Annotated in this window: 13 protein-coding genes; 8 read left to right on the forward strand and 5 right to left on the reverse strand. The window is 67.1% G+C overall.

All coding sequences use genetic code 11. The features are described 5' to 3' along the window. Window positions 1-25: 25 nt before the first annotated feature. Both BS38_RS24520 and BS38_RS0105950 read right to left on the reverse strand, forming a co-directional pair. On the reverse strand, window positions 26-3,283 hold the full coding sequence (locus BS38_RS24520) for a family 78 glycoside hydrolase catalytic domain (protein ID WP_231511105.1): 3,258 nt from the start codon (window positions 3,281-3,283) through the stop codon (window positions 26-28). Next, window positions 3,280-5,346 (reverse strand): DUF6807 family protein, encoded by a 2,067-nt coding sequence (locus BS38_RS0105950; RefSeq protein WP_051628760.1) that lies wholly within the window; start codon window positions 5,344-5,346, stop codon window positions 3,280-3,282. The genes BS38_RS24520 and BS38_RS0105950 overlap by 4 nt, the downstream gene beginning before the upstream one ends. Before the next feature lie 357 nt (window positions 5,347-5,703). Between BS38_RS0105950 and BS38_RS0105955 the strand changes: the two genes are divergently transcribed. The 6 genes from BS38_RS0105955 (at window position 5,704) to BS38_RS0105980 (ending at window position 11,349) form a co-directional block, all read left to right on the forward strand. Beyond that, window positions 5,704-6,387, forward strand: a complete 684-nt coding sequence (locus BS38_RS0105955) for a YesL family protein (protein WP_028269966.1) — start codon at window positions 5,704-5,706, stop codon at window positions 6,385-6,387. Window positions 6,388-6,580: 193 nt separating this feature from the next. Then, window positions 6,581-8,110 carry an extracellular solute-binding protein gene (locus BS38_RS0105960; protein ID WP_028269967.1) on the forward strand — a complete coding sequence of 510 codons (1,530 nt, stop codon included), beginning with the start codon at window positions 6,581-6,583 and terminating at the stop codon, window positions 8,108-8,110. Next, window positions 8,107-9,081, forward strand: coding sequence for an ABC transporter permease (locus tag BS38_RS0105965; RefSeq protein WP_028269968.1), 975 nt, complete (start codon window positions 8,107-8,109; stop codon window positions 9,079-9,081). The genes BS38_RS0105960 and BS38_RS0105965 overlap by 4 nt, the downstream gene beginning before the upstream one ends. After that, window positions 9,081-9,953, forward strand: a complete 873-nt coding sequence (locus tag BS38_RS0105970; protein WP_028269969.1) for a carbohydrate ABC transporter permease — start codon at window positions 9,081-9,083, stop codon at window positions 9,951-9,953. Before BS38_RS0105965 ends, BS38_RS0105970 begins: the two co-directional genes overlap by 1 nt. Before the next feature lie 52 nt (window positions 9,954-10,005). Next, window positions 10,006-10,677: a rhamnogalacturonan acetylesterase gene (locus BS38_RS0105975; RefSeq protein WP_028269970.1), complete on the forward strand. Its 672-nt coding sequence runs from the start codon at window positions 10,006-10,008 to the stop codon at window positions 10,675-10,677. A 9-nt stretch (window positions 10,678-10,686) separates the two neighbouring features. Then, the gene (locus tag BS38_RS0105980) at window positions 10,687-11,349 is read left to right on the forward strand and encodes a DUF1961 family protein (RefSeq protein ID WP_442853335.1); all 663 of its coding nucleotides are present in this window, start codon (window positions 10,687-10,689) and stop codon (window positions 11,347-11,349) included. On the opposite strand, the gene BS38_RS0105985 is transcribed toward BS38_RS0105980, so the two are convergent. The 3 genes from BS38_RS0105985 to BS38_RS0105995 all read right to left on the reverse strand — a co-directional run bounded on the left by BS38_RS0105985 (window position 11,346) and on the right by BS38_RS0105995 (window position 14,434). After that, the gene (locus tag BS38_RS0105985) at window positions 11,346-12,176 is read right to left on the reverse strand and encodes an oxidoreductase (RefSeq protein WP_028269972.1); all 831 of its coding nucleotides are present in this window, start codon (window positions 12,174-12,176) and stop codon (window positions 11,346-11,348) included. The two genes, BS38_RS0105980 and BS38_RS0105985, sit on opposite strands and share 4 nt — an antisense overlap. Window positions 12,177-12,302: 126 nt before the next feature. Next, window positions 12,303-13,229: an alpha/beta fold hydrolase gene (locus BS38_RS0105990; protein ID WP_231511106.1), complete on the reverse strand. Its 927-nt coding sequence runs from the start codon at window positions 13,227-13,229 to the stop codon at window positions 12,303-12,305. Between the two features lie 164 nt (window positions 13,230-13,393). Further along, complete coding sequence (locus BS38_RS0105995; RefSeq protein ID WP_028269974.1) at window positions 13,394-14,434, reverse strand: LacI family DNA-binding transcriptional regulator; 1,041 nt, start codon at window positions 14,432-14,434, stop codon at window positions 13,394-13,396. Window positions 14,435-14,658: 224 nt separating this feature from the next. Here BS38_RS0105995 and BS38_RS0106000 point away from each other — a divergent pair, with 224 nt between their 5' ends. Together BS38_RS0106000 and rhaI are read left to right on the forward strand one after the other, a co-directional pair. Continuing rightward, on the forward strand, window positions 14,659-15,015 hold the full coding sequence (locus tag BS38_RS0106000) for an L-rhamnose mutarotase (RefSeq protein ID WP_028269975.1): 357 nt from the start codon (window positions 14,659-14,661) through the stop codon (window positions 15,013-15,015). A gap of 79 nt (window positions 15,016-15,094) precedes the next feature. Further along, the gene (gene rhaI, locus BS38_RS0106005) at window positions 15,095-16,261 is read left to right on the forward strand and encodes an L-rhamnose isomerase (protein WP_028269976.1); all 1,167 of its coding nucleotides are present in this window, start codon (window positions 15,095-15,097) and stop codon (window positions 16,259-16,261) included. Window position 16,262: the final 1 nt, after the last annotated feature.

A 16,262-nucleotide genomic window follows, 5' to 3' on the forward strand; every position in this document is an offset into this window, starting at 1 on the left:
GGCCGAGCCAGGGCCGGCCGCCTGGCTATTCCGGCCGGAAGTGCCAGGTCCCCGGATGGATCCGGAACGTAACGGGGCCGGCTCCCGTGGAGGGCCCGACGACGGCGGAAACCGGCGTCGTCGGGCCCTCCGCCGTGTAGCGTCCGGCCGGCAGCACCACCACGGCGCGGACGCCGGCGGGCACCGTGCAGCCCAGTTCCATCCCGGCGGGGCCGCGATGCCAGCTGGCCGAAACCGTTCCGCGCTGGAGCGGGACACTCCCGCGGGCGTGCCCCAGCCGGCCGGCCGGCGGTTCGATGCGGGCCTCCGCGCCCCCGTCAGCCACCCGGATGCCGAGCAGGTGGCTCAGGATTTCCCGGATCACGGAAGCGGACCACGCGTGCGACTGGCTGTAGTCCGTGGCCTCGTCCAGTTCCCAGGCTTCCCAGGTGAAACTGGCCCCTGATTCCAGCAGCCGTGCCCAGCCGGGCTGCCCGGGGTTGGTCAGCAGGTCCAGCACCTCGTCCACCAGCCCCGCCGCCAGCAGTGCGCGCACCAGGCGGTGCACGGTCATGGGACCCTGCCGCATTCCCATCCCGGCCAGCCGCCGCCCGTCGTGCAGGACCCACTCCGGCGGGGTGATGCCGAGCGACAACGGGAAGGACGTGGCGTGCTGGGAGGCGTGGCTGCTGGGGGTGCCGTCCCCGTGCAGCCCGTCCACCATCACTCCGTCCACGCGCAGGCGGGCGTTGATCGCGGCGGAGAGCTCAACCGAGCGTGCACGGTACTCCTCGGCTTCCCGGCGTCGACCGGTCAGCCCGCACAACCCGGCCACCGCGTCCAGGACCGAAAAGGCCTGCGCGTTGACAGTGGTTTTGGCCGCGCATGCCATGTCGTAGCCGAACCGGCCGGGCGCCGGCCAGTCCACAATCCCGTGGAGGTAGGGACCGGAGCCGCCGCCGAGGCAGGTGACGAGTCCCGCCGTCGGGCCGTCCGCCGGGATGTGCCGCAGCACGTAACCGGCGGTGGCGCGCAGGGCCGGCAGCAGCTCTTCCACCAGGGCGGTATCGCCGCTGTTCCGGTGGTAATCCTCCACCCATTCCGGCATCATCAGGGAGAAATCCGGGATGTCGCGCTTGCCGTCGCCGTTGGGATACACCGCGTTGTAGCGGCCGTGGTCGCCGCCGCCGGACCAATACCGACCGGCCGACGCCGCAAACTCGCGCAAGGCCTGGGCCGTGAGCTGCCGCTCGCCGAAAAGTGCCATGGTGGCGTAAGAGATATTGACGGCGTCGCCCAGGAACTGGCCCTTTTCGCGGGTGGGGGTATCCACGAACTGTTCCTGCGCGCCGTACAGCGCGGAGTCCCGCAGCAGCGTGAACACGGCGTCAAGCGCCGGATCGGAACTGCTGAAGCCGCCCTCCCGCTGTCCGCTTCCGGGATGTTCGGAATGGACGACGACGCCGCCCACCGCGGCGATTTCCGCCGCCGGGATTCCGGGTACTTCGACGTACCGGAACCCCAGATGGACGGCGGCTTCGTAACGTTGCGGCCCGGAAGCCTGGGTGTAGGGAAAGGACATGTCCGTGTTCTGGCTGGCCGACTTGCCGCGGTCAACCCGGCCCTCTTTATCCAGGGTGTAGCCGGCCCGGATCATCACCGTGCGGCCGGCCCGGCCGTCGGCGAACTCCACCACCGGCCGGGCTGGAAGCACGCGGCCGAAGTCGGCCACCACCGTACCGTCCTGCGCCGTCAGCAGCCTGGCCGCAGGCACGGGTATCCGGGCCAGGAACGTGCGCCGGGGGAGAACGGCGGGAAAATCTGCCACGGGGTGCCTGCCGAGCGACGTGGCGGGTTCCCAGGTGGCGGACTCCGAGGCTGCCGGGGCGGTGGCGTCCAGATGCTCCACCGGGTCGCCTTCGTCGTTCCGGTAACCGGACTGCCGGTACGGACCTTCCGCCACCTGCCAGCCGGGACCGGTGCCGAACACTTCGCGGCGGCCGTCGTCGTAGTCGACATGGAGCTGGGCCAGGAGCCCGGGAACGCCGGCGGCCCTGCCCTGGCCCGGCCCGTACCAATGCACCCGGGCGGAGAGGACCACATCGCGGACCCCGGCCTGCAGCAGGGCGGTGACGTCGGCGGCGTCGTAATAGCCCTCACCCGGGTAGCCGAAGGACGACGTCTCCAGGACTGCCCTGCCTGAGGACGCTGTGTCGATGCGGAACACGGCCTGGTGGCTGGCGGCGGCGAACAGCCTGGCGCGCACCACGGTGCCGGAAAGCGGTATGTCCGTGCGGGCCAGCGTCCACTCGTCGGGCTGGCGGTGGGTGGTGGTGCGGGTCCATTTGGCGAGGCAGGCAGTTGCGCGGTCAGCCCCGACGTCGTAGAGGTGGTCAACAAGCGCCGTTCCGCCCGTGGTTTCAGTGACCAGGAGCGAGCCGTATTCGGCCTGGCTCCGCGGGCCCTGATGCAAGGCAAGGCTTCCCCGGAACCCGGCAGGGGCGGGCTCGTCCACAGTGAGTAGCTCCGCGCCGTCGAGCATCACCGTGATGGTGCGTCCGTCGTCGGTGACTGTCAGGTCCTGCCAGGTGCCGGGGACCAGGTCCTTGCCGGGCAGCCGTTCCTGGCCGATGGTCACGTCGCGTTCCCGCTGGGCGCTGGCGAGGACCTCGGTTGCGGGCACGGAAGCGCAGGGGATCTCCCACCGGGCCGCGCGCCGGAGGACCACGGCCCCGGCGGAATTCAGTTCCAGCAGCAGGCCGGTACCGGGGCCGGTGGTGCGCAGGAGCAGGCCCGCCCATCCCATCGCAGGCCTCAGGCGCGCCTCCAGCCGGACCTGGCGGACGGGCGGGGAGGGGAGCGGGAGGTACGGCGAACCGGCAACCCGCAGGGCGCCGTCGAACAATTCCAGCGGGGCGCGGCCGCCGGGCTCCCGGCGGATCCATTCGGCGTCCCAGTCCGGAGTGTCGAGGCCCGTGCTGAAACCCTGCGGCGCGGACCAGGGCCCGGGGACGCCGCTGGCGTCGTGGACGCGGACGGCCCACCGGTAGTCGGCGTCCGGTGCGAGCTCAAGGCCGCCGTAGGGGACATAGTGCTGCTCACCGGAGGCCACGATGCCCGAGTCCCACAGTTGCGTGCCGGCCGCGTCGTTGACCCGGAGCTGATAGGCGCTCTGATGGCGGGAGGCCGGATCACTTCCCTCTCCGGCCGCCAGGACCCAGCCGAAGTGCGGGCGCTTTGAGGCGGTCAGGCAGGCTTCAAGCCCGTCGGTGAGAAGACCGGCGGGGGCAAGGTGCCCCGTCACCTGCCAGCAGCCAATGCGCCAGCCTCGGACGGGGCCAGCGTGCCGTCGGCGATCCACACCGTGAAGGAGCGACGGATCGATTCTCCCGCGGCGAGGATCACCGGACTGTCCCAGGCCAGCGCCGAACCCACCCCCGGGTAGCCGTGCAGCCGGACGAACCAGGGATCGGGTGCCTCGGCCGGCGCCGCAAACACCAGGCTCGCCGCGCCCTCCGGGAACTCCGCGGTCCAGGCCAGCCAGGGCGAGACGGAGCCGTGGACGGCTGCCTCACCCTCCCGGTCCGCCGTGAAGACGTCCGCCGCGGAGCAAGCAGGCAGCCGCCAGAAGAACCCGCCGTAGCCGCTGCCCGCGGCACCGTTGGACCCGGGACCGCCCAGCGAAGCGTCGACGACGGCGGTCAGTTCGGTTGCCAGGTCCAGCCGCCAGGTCCGGTGGTCCACCCTCCCTGCGCGGGTGGTGCGGCGCTCGCGGAGGAGTTCGCTGCCGTCCGGCGCCTGCCAGCTCAGGTCCTGGTGGAGGGATACGCCGGCCGGTGATGCCGTCTCCGGCCTTGCCGCGAGCTGCACAATCCGGCCGTGGTCCGGGCGTTCCTCGTACCGTCCGGCGGCGCGGGTATACGTCTTGCCGCCCCAGAAGTTCGCGCCGTTCACGTCCTGCAGGGCGATGCCGGCGCCCAGGTGCCACGGATGGTCCGCGGGCAAGTGGTCGGTGACGGTGACGCCGCCGAATGACCGCACCGGATGCAGGTACGGGCGGGGCGAGAGGCGGGCCGCGAGGGCGGAACCGCTTCGGACCGTAACGATCGGCACTGCGGAAAGAGGCACTGTGGAAAGAGGCGCTGCGGAAAGAGGCGCTGCGGAAAGGGACAGGGTGTCCGCGCCGTCGGCAGAAGGCCGCGCCCAGGGCAGGCCGAGTTCGCTGAAGGTGGCGTGCGCCGCCGTCGCGCGTTCCAGGGCATCTTCGATGCCAGCGATCACCGGGTGGGCGGAGTCGCCCTCGCCTACCCAGTCGATATAGCGGGCAGGAACCAACTCAGGGGCAGCGGCGGTGCGGATCGCCTCCAGCACGCGCATGAACGCGCCGCTGTCCGCGAGGGAACTGATCAGCGGCGCACCGGTCGGCAGGTCCTGCGGGCGGCGGTTCCGCAAGTGCTCCAGCAGGTTCTCGGTAAGGTCGAGCCGGCCGAACACCTGATGGCGCTCGCCGGCGGCAGTGCTGACGGTCAGGCGGTCTTCGGTGTAGTGGAACACCGCAGTGCCTTCACTGCCCTGCAGGGTGACGTACGGTTCCACGGATTCCGTGGCGCAGAGGGTCAGTGCACAGGTGATGGGAAGGCCTGATGCGGTGCGGACGCGGATGACGGAGGTGTCGTCCGACTCGATGTCATTGGCGCGGTAGAGGTCAGTTTCCACCGAGGCGAGATCGTCCCCGGTCCGCGCGCCGGCGATCCGCAAAGCAGTGGCGATGGCGTGGGCCAGGGGGTTGGTCGCCACGCCGTCCACCACGTCGACGCCGTCCAGGCTGCGTTTGCCCGCCCAGCGCGACCTCTTGTAGTAGGCGCGGTCGCGTACCCAGCGGCCGGTCGCGGAGATTCCCAGGAGGGTGCCGATTTCGCCGGCGGCCAGCAGCTCTTCGATGGCCTGCAGGGCTTGCGAGCCCAGGCTCTGGAAGCCGATCTGGACGCTCCGTCCGGCCGCTGCGGCGGCGTCCTGCAGCCTGGTGAAATCGGCCAGGGAAGCCACCGGGGGCTTCTCCAAGTAGAGGTCGGCGTGGGGGAGGGCCGTGAGCGCGAGCGGTGCGTGCGTCTGGATGGGCGTGGCCACAATAATGAGGTCCAGCGCCGGGGTTGCCGCCAGGAGCTCGTCCAGGGTGCCGAACACTCCGGTTCCGGGCGGGAGCGCGCCGGCGGCCGGAGGATTCGGGTCGGCAACGGCCACCAGGGTGACGGCTCCATCGTGCTGGAGCCTTTCAAGGTTGTGGAGGTGGTGGGTGCCGAAGCCGTGAACGCCGACGAGGGCCACCCTGGCCGGGGCGGAGGCGATCCTGCCTTCTGTGGCAGGCATGTCGGGTTCTTCCGGGACGGGCGCGGACAGGGTGCCCATGGCTCTCCTCTTCTGTGCCCGGGGCTTCCCTTTCCGGGGCCGGGTCTGACGTCGGTGTCGATGCGGAAATCGCCGGGGCGGGGCCCGCGACCGTCGCTTTCAGGGTAGGCCGGGGGGCCCTCCTCATCGGATGGTAAGCGCTTTCCAATTTGCTGCTGCCATCAGTCTAACCCGGCTCGGGCCAATATGTAACGATTCAAATTTCGCCTTGACCGCCGCAGTAAAAGCGTCTAGATTTTCGAGAAACCGCTTACTGAGGTGACGTGGACCACTGTGGCCCCCGTTTCTGCAACGATGGAGATCCGAAGGGGGCTGGCTGTGCTGGCTGGAAGTTTTAGCGCCAAGGCGTACTCATTTTTCGACACCCTGCTCTGGATTGCCTGCCTGAACCTGCTGTGGATGGTGTTCTCGCTCGCCGGGCTGGGCGTCCTCGGGGCGGGCCCCGCCACGGCCGCCGCGCAGGTCATGGTGCGCCGCCGGGTCCGGGGCGAGGCTGCTCCGCTGTTCCGCTCCTTCGCCCGGGAGTATGGACGCAACTTTGGCCGCGGCAATGCCCTGGCGCTGCCGATCCTGCTGGCCGGAGCCGCCCTGGCCTTGAACTGGAACTACTTCTCCCGCTCCGGCGACCTTCTTTCGCAGCTGCTGGCGGCCGGGACCTTTGTTGCCGCGATCTTCCTGGTGGCTGTTGCCTGCCATCTCTTTCCGATGTTTGCCCGCTACGAGCTTCCGCTTCCGCAGTACCTCCTGATGTCCTCGCGGTTTGCCCTCCGGCACCTGGCGGGGACGGCGATCCTGCTGTTCGTGACCGCCGTCGCGCTGTTCGCCAGCCAGGCGCTGCCGGGACTTATCCCTTTCTTCAGCGTCGGAGCGTGGCTCTACGTGACCGGGTGGCTGTGCGACCGCTTCTTCACTGCGAACGACGAATCGGTGACCGGTAGTGCTGGCGAGCCTGCCGCGGGCGCCACGCTCCCGGCCGCCATGGTCGGAGCCCCCCTTGCCTGAGCCGTCCGACGCCCGCCGGAGCCTGGAGTCCTCCGCGTTGGCGCGGGCCAGCTTTCCCGGGCACGTAATGAAACGTATCAAAATGATGCCGGCACTTCCCGGACACACACCTGACTCCAGAGCCAGCCCCAAAAACTGACCAACCGAACCACCTGACCCAACCGACCCCGAAGAAGTGGAAAAGGAAATCACCATGATCCGTAGAAAACTCAGCCTGGCGGCCGCCGTCGTCACCGCCACCGCCTTGACCCTCACGGCGTGCAGCGGGGGTGAAGCGCCGGCTGCCGATTCCTCGAAGATCACCATCATGGCGCCGTTCCTGGAGGCACAGCCGCCGTCCGCCGACGGCGCGGTGCAGCAGAAGCTGGAGGAACTCACCGGCAAGGACGTGAGCATCACCTGGACGCCGAACGCGTCCTACGAGGACAAGATGAACATCACGCTCGCCTCCTCCGAGATCCCCCAGGTCATGGTGGTGCAGGGCAAGTCGCCGGGCTTCGTCAAGAATGCCGAGGCGGGGGCCTTCTGGGACCTCACCGACAAACTGGACGAGTACCCCAACCTGAAGACCACCTTCCCGGAGGTCGAGAAGAACGCCAGCGTCAACGGCAAGGTCTACGGCGTCTTCCGTGCCCGCAACCCCATCCGCTCGGCCGTCATGTTCCGCCAGGACTGGCTGGACAAGCTCGGACTGAAAGCTCCCGAAACCACTGAGGACCTCTACAAGGTGGCCAAAGCATTCACCGAACAGGACCCGGACGGCAACGGCCAGAACGACACCTGGGGCATCACCGTTCCCAAGTTCGGCGCCCTGGGCACCAACAGCCCGTACGACATGATTGAAACCTGGTACGGCGCGGGCAACCGGTGGACCGAAAGGGACGGAAAGCTGATTCCCAGCTTCGAGACCGAGGAATTCCTGGAAGCCAACCGCTTCGTCAAGAAGATGGTGGACGAGAAACTCATCAACCCGGACTTCGCCACCTTTGACGGCACCAAGTGGAACGAACCGTTCTTCAACGGCAAGGGCGGCATCATCGTTGACGTCGACTCCCGCGTCAGCGTCCTCATCAGCCTGTTCAAGCAGGCCAACCCGAACGACTTCCAGAACAAGGTGGGCTTCGTCGGCGGGCTCAAAGGCCCGGACGGCGAACTGCACACCCATCCCACGGACGGCTACTCCGGCTTCCTGGCCGTGCCCAAGACCAGCGTCCGCACCGAGGCTGAGCTGAAGAACGTTCTGCAGTTCCTCGACAAGATGAACTCCAAGGACGTGGCCGCGCTCCTCAACAACGGCATCGAAGGCATCAACTTCACTGTCCAGGACGGCAAGGCAGCCGCCATCAAACCCGAAACCCCTGAAGGCAAGGCCGTGGCCACGGACATCAAGAGCTACGCGCAGCTGGGCACCAACGTCACGGGCAACAACTTCTACCCCGTCAAGCAGGCCTCGGACTACGAGCAGGAAGTCTTCGACAAGCGGGTCGAGGTCATGGCTGAGGACCTGAAGAGCGCCGTCTACAACCCCGCCGCAGCGTTCGTTTCGCCCACCTACGTCGCCAAGGGCGCACAGCTGGACAACATCGTGGCCGACGCCCGGATCAAGTACCTCGCCGGCCAGACCGATGAGCAGGGCCTGAAGGATGCCATCAAGCTGTGGAAGACCAGCGGAGGCGACAAGGTCCAGGACGAGATCAACAAGCTCTGGCAGGACAGCAAGTGACAACGTCCACCGTTGACGTCAAAGCCCCGGAGCAGGCGCCGCCACCAGCGCCTGCGCCGGGGCGGCGGCGCCGCTTCGCCGTCCACTTCGCGCACTACAAGTGGCTGTACCTGCTCCTGCTGCCGGGGGTCCTCTACTTTGCGGTGTTCCGGTACGCCCCGATGTACGGCGTCAGCATTGCGTTCAAGGACTACGTCCCGTTCCTGGGCGTCAACGCCAGCCCGTGGGTGGGCTTCCAGCACTTCCAGGATTTCTTCGCCAACCCGGACTTCGGCCGGCTGCTGGGCAACACCCTGATCCTGGCCTTCCTGAACCTGGGCATCGCGTTCCCGCTGACCATCGTGCTGGCGCTGCTGCTGAATGAGGTCCGCCTCTCGATCCTCAAGCGCACCGTCCAGACGCTGGTGTACATCCCGCACTTCCTGTCCTGGACCATCGTGGCGTCGCTGAGCTTCCTGCTCTTCGCCCTGGACTTCGGGCCGCTGTTCCTGTTCATCAACTCAGTGCTTGGCACGGACATCGACTTCCTCTCCGACCCCGCCTGGTTCCGGCCGCTCATTGTGCTCCAGGAGATCTGGAAGAACACCGGCTGGGGCACCATCATCTTCCTCGCCGCCCTGGCCACCGTGGACCAGGACCAGTACGAGGCCGCGATCATCGACGGTGCCGGCAGGTTCCGCAGGGTCTGGCACATCACCCTGCCCGGGATCCGCTCCACCATCATCGTGATGCTCATCCTGGCGATCGGGCAGATGCTGAATACCGGCTTCGAACAGATCTACCTCATGACCAACGCCCTGAACCGCGAGGTGGCGGACGTCTTCGACACCTACGTGTACTTCGTGGGCATCACCCAGGGCGCCTACAGCTACTCCACCGCCGTCGGACTGTTCAAGTCCCTGGTGGGCATTGTGCTGATCTTCGGCACCAACGCCCTGGCCAAGCGGTTCAACCAGAGCGGACTGTTCTAATGAAGATCCACAACACCACCGGCGGCCGGATCTTCGATGCCGCCAACTACGTCTTCCTGGCCGTGATCGGCGTCCTGACACTGCTGCCGTTCGTCTACGTGTTCGCCGGCTCGTTTGCCACCGAAGCGGAAATCACCCGTCGGGCCTTCTTCGTCTGGCCGGAACAGTTCAGCCTGGGAGCCTACGAATACATCTTCTCCACCCCGGCCTTCATCCGGGCGCTGGTCACCACCGTCCTAGTCACGGCCGTGGGCACGGTGGTGCAGCTGATCCTGACCGTCACCATGGCCTACCCGCTGGCCAAGCGGAACCTTCGCGGCCGGCAGCTGATCCTGTCCCTGGTGGTCTTCGCGATGGTGTTCTCCGGCGGCATGATCCCCACCTTCCTGCTGATCAAGGACCTCGGCCTGCTCAACAGCTACTGGGCGCTGATCCTGCCGGCCGCCATCAACCCGTTCAGCCTGATCATCATCAAGAACTTCTTCCAGGAACTCCCGGCCGAGCTGGAAGAGTCTGCCAAGATGGACGGCGCCACGGAAATCGGGATCCTGTGGAGGATCCTGCTGCCCCTGTCCAAACCCGTACTGGCAACGTTCGCGCTCTTCTACGCCGTGGGCATCTGGAACGATTTCATGTCGCCCCTGCTCTACCTGAGCGACAACTCCAAGTGGACCCTGCAGATGTACCTGCGCCAGGTCACCGCCTCGTCCGACCTCCTGGGCTCCGGCAACGTGGACCCGAACTACATCCCGCCGGAACAGGGCATCAAATTCGCAGTGATCGTGGTGGCCACCCTGCCCATCCTGATCTTCTACCCCTTCCTGCAAAAGCACTTCGCCAAGGGCATGCTCATCGGCTCCGTCAAGGGCTGAGCCGGCTTCGGCTTGGGCAGGTGACGGCTCAACACGCAACAGAAGGAACAGCATGAAGATACTGCTCGCCGGTGATTCCACGGTGGCCAACTGTCCCACCCACGAGTACCCCATGAGCGGCTGGGGCGCGCAGCTGCCCCGGTACGTCTACCCCTGGGCCGCCGTGCACAACTTCGCCAAGGGCGGTGCCAGCACGGAGTCCTTCATTGAGGAGGGGCTCTGGGGTCAGCTCCTGGAAGCCGCGGAGGAGGGCAGCCTGGTGCTCATCCAGTTCGGTCACAACGACCAGAAACGCCCCCAGCTGGCAGCCAGGACGGGGTACGCGGCGAACCTGCGCCGGATGGTGGCGGAAGCGCAGGCGCTCGGGGCGGTGCCGGTGCTCTGCACTTCCGTGGAGCGCCGGCACTTCCTGGCGGACGGTGCCCTGGAAGACAGCCTGGAGGACTATCCCGAAGTGGTCCGTGAGATCGCGCTCGAACTGCATGTCGCCGTCGTCGACCTCAACGCCTGGACCCGCACGCTCTACCTGGGGCTGGGCGTCGAGGAATCGAAGCCGCTGTTCTGCCATTTCGGTCCCGGCGAGCACGCCCACTGGGCTGACGGACTGGCCGACAACACGCACTTCTCCCGTCACGGCGCGTCCCTGGTTGCCGGGGAGGTTGCCGCCCGGCTTGCGCTGCTGCAATGCACGACGGCGGGACTCACGACGGCGGGGCGGCGCTAGGTGGGCGCGTTGCCGCCCAGTCCGGAACTGCTTTACAGCAATCCGCTTGCCGGTCCGGCGGACGTGTCCGGCTGGGTGGCCGAGGGCCCGCTCCGGCAGGAATGCAGGGAGGGCGCCCTGGAGCTTTCCGGCGCACTGGACGATCAGGAGTTCGGGGACCACGCGCACTGGACTTTCTGGTGCCCGGTGGAGTTTCCGGACGACATCCGGATCAGCTGGGAGTTCCTGCCGCTCGCCGAGCCGGGGCTGGCCATGCTGTTCTTTTCGGCCACGGGGCACGGCGGGCATGACCTGTTTTCGGACAGCGTCGCCCGGCGCACGGGCTTCTACCCGCAATACCACTCGGGTGACATCGACGCCCTCCATGTTTCCTACTTCCGGCACAAGTACGAGTCCGAGCGGGCCTTCCGGACCTGCAACCTGCGGAAAAGTGCCGGCTTTGAACTGGTGGCCCAGGGCGCGGACCCGCTGCCGCCGGCGGAGGACGCCCGGGACTTCTACCGCATGGAACTCGTGAAGAACGGCCCGCGCGTGGCGTTCTCCATCAACGAGCTGCCCCTCTTTGACTGGACCGACTCCTCGGACCAGGTGCTGGGCGAGGGCTACCTCGGGTTCCGGCAGATGGCGCCGCTGCGTGCCGCCTACCGGAACCTCACGGTGGAGAAACTCTAGCCCTCAAGGCCCGTGCTGAGGCTGAGATCCCGCCATTCGTCCAGTTCCGCGCGCTCTGCCTGGGCGACGGCGTCAAACGCGCTGTACGCGTCCTGGCCAAGAACCAGGAGGGACGGCGGGGCCGCGCTTTCGGCGATCGCCATGATGGCCTCGGCGGCCTTCGCCGGGTCGCCCGGCTGCGTGCCGTGGACGGTGTCATGCTCTTTGCGTCGTTTCCCGGCCGTTTCGGCATAGTCCGCGATCGCCGTCGCCGACTGGGTGAGGGAGCGGCCGGCGAAGTCCGTGCGGAACGCGCCGGGCTCAATGACGGTGACGTTGATGCCAAGCGGCTGGAGTTCCCTGTGGAGTGAACCGGAGAGGCCCTCCAGGGCCGCCTTGGTGGCGGAGTAGTATCCGGAGCCGGCCGGCTTGATCCGCGCTCCAATGGAGGAGATGTTCAGGATGGACCCTGCCCTTTTTGCCCGCATGTCCGGGAGGACTGCCTTGATCATGTCGACGGCGCCGAAAACATTGGTGTCGAACAATTGCCGGATGTCGGCGTCGTCCGCTTCCTCAACGGCGGCGCGGTAGCCGTAGCCGGCATTGTTGACCAGCACGTCGACGCCGCCGAACCGCGTCCGCGCCTGCTGCACCACTGAGCTGATCTGTGCCGTGTCGGTGACGTCAAGGGGGAGGGCCAGGGCCGTGTCCGGGTACGCGGCCGCCATGTCCTGCAGCGTGGAGGCGTTACGCGCGGTGACCACCGCGTTGTGGCCGCGGGCGAGCACGGACTGGGCGAGGGCGCGGCCGAGACCGGTGGAGCATCCTGTGATGAGCCAGGTAGCCATGGGTGTTCCTTTCGTTGGTTATGCCCATCCAACAGGAAGTGGATCCCCGGCGGGAGGGCCTCTTGATACGGGTACTGGTAGCCCCTCCCGGGCTGATTCCCCCGGCGCATGATGAACCGCGGATCGTCAGGGAACGGTGCCGGCCGGGCTCAGGAACTCCGCAATTTTCGTCGCCATGGCCTGGGACTGCGTCCAGTGCAGGTAGTGGTTCCCGTCGAGGAGCACCAGCTCGCGGCGCTTCACATTTTCCAGTTGGCGCTCGTGGGAGCCCAGCCACTCCGGCTGCTGGCTGATCGTTTCCCGGGACAGGAATTGAAGGACGGGAACGTGGTCAGGGTAGCTGAGTGTTCGGATCTTCGCGGCGTTTTCCGCCATCCTGTTCGTCTCGTCGGTCAGCGCCTCGTTGCCGTAGTTCCAGCTGGCCAGCATGCGCATCTGCCCGCGCTCTTCCTGCGTGTAGTTGTCGCCAGCCGGGTCCGCCAGGCCCAACGCGGCGGCCCAGCGGACCAGGCCGGTGGTCGAGGGCAGCCGTTCCCAGAAATTGCCTGCGGCCGGCGCCTCGGTGTGGGCAGGATCTTCATCCGAGGCCATGCCTGCGGTGACCGTGGGGTCGATGCCGATAACGGCAGACACTTCCGCAGGGTACTTGTTGGCGTAGTACAGGGTGGTAAAGCCTGCTATTGAATGGCCGGCAAGGATGTACGGACGGTCGACGGCGAGCTGGGACAGCACTGTGTGAAGTTCCTCGCTCATGTTCTCGATGGTTCGCGGCCGGGCGGTCATTTCGCTGTGGCCGTATCCGAAACCCTCCACCGCCACCACCCGGAAGCCGGTCAGTTCCCGCACCAGCGGCGCGAAGTCCAGCCCCGGGGCGGGCGTGCCAAGCCCGCTGAGCAGCACGATGGTGGGGCCGGTGTCCCCGGAACGCGAGACATTGATGGTGCCCTGGTCGATCCGGACTTTCTCCCCGTACGCAGTGGCGTTCGAGCGTTCGATCCCTTCCAGGACGAGATTCGCCGCCGTAGAGGCCACCAGCAAACCGATGATCGTCAACAGCGCTACGACGGCGATCCGGAGTGCCCGCCGTCGTCTTTCTCCGCGAGGCAGCGGCCGGCCCGGTGCTGAACGGGTGCGGCGGGACAAGAAGCGCAACGGCATACTTCAAAATACCCCCGAGGGGTATCGGAGGCAAGGGCCTCAGCGGCTCCCGGCGGCGTCTAATCCGGCGTGGCGGCACCCGCCGTGCTTTGCCGCACCACCAGTTGGGGAGTGAAGATCACGGCGCGGTGGTGCGGCCGTGACGAGGCGGACCCCATGGCGTCCACTTCCTCGGCCAGCAGCTCGATGGCGGTCCGGCCCAGTGCTTCCGTGGGCTGGCGGATCGAGGAGAGCGGCACCACGGCGGACACGGCGAAGTCGATGTCGTCGTAGCCGATCAGGGCGATGTCTTCCGGAATCCGCAGCGTGTGCAGCATGGTGAGGGACTGCATCACGCCCAGTGCGAGCAGGTCATTGGCACAGAACACTCCATCCGGAAGTTCGCCGGCGCTGCGGCGGACCAGCCGGTCGCCCACGCCGCGGCCCGCCAGGACCGTTTGCCCGGCGGAATCCAGCACTTCCAGGGAGGCGTCCGGGACCTCGGCAACGGCGCGTTGCGCCCCCTGGAGGCGGTCCGCCACCTGGCGTATCGACGTCGGGCCTCCCACAAAGGCCAGCCGACGGCGGCCGGTGTCCAGCAGGTGCCGCGCCGCAAGGTAACCGCCGGCGTCGTCGTCAACGGAAACGGAACTGTACCTGGACTCGTCGGCCAGCCGGTCCACCAGGACGGTGGGCACGCCGCGTTCGCGCAGCTGGTCGAGGCGTTCGGTGACATCGCCCACCGGCGAGATGAGCAGGCCCTGGACCCGCTGCTCCTGGAAGAGGTCGATGTAGTTCGACTCGCGGCTCGCATCGTGCCCGCTGTCTCCGAGCAGGACTGCGCTGCCCTGCAGGGCGGCGGCATCCTCGGCGGCGCGGACCACGGACGTGAAGAAAGGGTTGCCGACGTCGAGCACAATCAGGCCGATGGTGCGGCTGTGCCCGGCCCGGAGCTGGCGGGCCGCGTCGTTGCGGACGAACCCGAGCTCGTCGATGGCCTGCAGAACCCGGTCCTTGGTCCGCTGCGACACCCGGTCGGGGTAGTTCAGGACATTGGACACCGTGCCCACCGCTACGCGGGCATGGTTCGCAACATCCTTGATGCTGGCTGACCGTGACATGTTTCTCCAAGCTCTCTCGTGCGGGGCGGCGTGTGTAAACGCCCGGATCACACCCCCGCGCCAATTGTCCTTGCCCGGGGCGCGTTCCCTTGCGAGCGAAACGGCCTTCCCGGAGAAAGGGTTTTCGTCCAATGACAATTGCTTGACACCTACTCGACTTCAAGAGTACTTTGAATCGTAACAATGAAACGATTCAAAGAATCCGAAATTCAGGAGAGCCGCAGATGAGGGTGTGTTTCCGCTCCTCGGTCCAACCCGGACTGATCGATGAGTACAAGCGCAGGCACGCCGCCGTCTGGCCGGAGATGCTGAAGGCACTCCAGGATGCGGGCTGGCACAACTATTCGCTGTTCCTGGGCACTGACGGGCTGCTGGTGGGCTACGTGGAATGCGACGACTTCGACGCCGTGAGGGCGCGGATGGCGCTCACCGACGTCAATGCCCGCTGGCAGGCGGAGATGGCCACTCTTTTTGACAACCCGGACAACACGGACCAGGCCCCCGACGAAGGGTTCCTGGTCCTCGAAGAAGTCTTCAATCTAGACGACCAGCTCGCCGCGGCGGAGTCCGCGGCACGCTGAGTCACCCAAGGCTCCAGCAGCGGGGCCGCAGCACCACCACCCCATACCGCAGCAACACAAGAGACCGGAAATAACCAACATGAATGACGTAGCAACGGCGCTGGGCAGGCTGGAAGAGCTTGCCATCGAAGTCCCCTCCTGGGCCTATGGCAACTCGGGCACCCGCTTCAAGGTGTTCGGCACACCGGGCACCCCGCGGACCGTGCAGGAGAAGATCGCGGACGCCGCGAAGGTGCACGAGCTGACGGGCCTGGCTCCCACCGTTGCACTGCACATTCCGTGGGACAAGGTGGATGACTACGCCGCCCTGCGTGAGTACGCGGCGGGCCTGGGCGTGGGCCTTGGCACCATCAACTCGAACACGTTCCAGGATGACGAGTACAAGTTCGGTTCCCTGACGTCCTCGAACGATGCAGTGCGCCGGCGCGCCATCGACCACCACCTCGAGTGCCTGGAGATCATGCACGCCACGGGCTCGAGCGATCTGAAGATCTGGCTGGCGGACGGCACCAACTACCCGGGCCAGGACGACATGCGGGGCAGGCAGGACCGGCTCGCCGAGTCCCTGCAGGAGATCTACGCCGCCCTGGGTGAGGACCAGCGCCTGGTGCTGGAGTACAAGTTCTTCGAACCGGCTTTTTACCACACCGATGTTCCGGACTGGGGCACGTCCTACGCCCAGACCCTGGCGCTGGGGGAGAAGGCGTTTGTCTGCCTGGACACCGGCCACCACGCCCCGGGCACCAACATCGAGTTCATCGTCATGCAGCTGCTCCGCCTGGGCAAGCTGGGTTCCTTCGACTTCAACTCGCGCTTCTACGCGGATGACGACCTGATCGTCGGTGCGGCGGACCCGTTCCAGCTGTTCCGGATCATGCACGAGGTGATCCGCGGCGGCGGCTTCGGGAAAGACTCCGGCGTGGCGCTCATGCTGGACCAGTGCCACAACCTGGAAGAGAAGATCCCGGGCCAGATCCGCTCCGTGCTCAACGTCCAGGAAATGACCGCGCGTGCCCTGCTGATCGACACCGCCGCTTTGGGCGAAGCCCAGCGTGCCGGCGATGTCCTGGCCGCCAACGCGGTGTTCAACGACGCCTTCTACACCGACGTCCGGCCCGTCCTGGCCGACTGGCGTGAATCCCGCGGCCTGCCCGCGGACCCGCTGGCAGCCTTCAAAGCCAGCGGCTACCAGAAACAGATCAACGAAGACCGCGTGGGCGGTCACCAGGCCGGATGGGGCGCATAAG

The sequence above is a fragment of the Arthrobacter sp. UNC362MFTsu5.1 genome (assembly GCF_000685965.1).
In the GTDB taxonomy this organism is placed as follows: domain Bacteria; phylum Actinomycetota; class Actinomycetes; order Actinomycetales; family Micrococcaceae; genus Arthrobacter.

Bases quoted from the DNA above. Each gene is read 5' to 3' on its own strand.
- BS38_RS0105950 (WP_051628760.1), bottom strand. From the start codon at position 5,346: ATGCCTGCCACAGAAGGCAGGATCGCCTCCGCCCCGGCCAGGGTGGCC.
- BS38_RS0105960 (WP_028269967.1), top strand. From the start codon at position 6,581: ATGATCCGTAGAAAACTCAGCCTGGCGGCCGCCGTCGTCACCGCCACC.
- BS38_RS0105970 (WP_028269969.1), top strand. From the start codon at position 9,081: ATGAAGATCCACAACACCACCGGCGGCCGGATCTTCGATGCCGCCAAC.
- BS38_RS0105975 (WP_028269970.1), top strand. From the start codon at position 10,006: ATGAAGATACTGCTCGCCGGTGATTCCACGGTGGCCAACTGTCCCACC.
- BS38_RS0105985 (WP_028269972.1), bottom strand. From the start codon at position 12,176: ATGGCTACCTGGCTCATCACAGGATGCTCCACCGGTCTCGGCCGCGCC.
- BS38_RS0105995 (WP_028269974.1), bottom strand. From the start codon at position 14,434: ATGTCACGGTCAGCCAGCATCAAGGATGTTGCGAACCATGCCCGCGTA.
- BS38_RS0106000 (WP_028269975.1), top strand. From the start codon at position 14,659: ATGAGGGTGTGTTTCCGCTCCTCGGTCCAACCCGGACTGATCGATGAG.
- rhaI (WP_028269976.1), top strand. From the start codon at position 15,095: ATGAATGACGTAGCAACGGCGCTGGGCAGGCTGGAAGAGCTTGCCATC.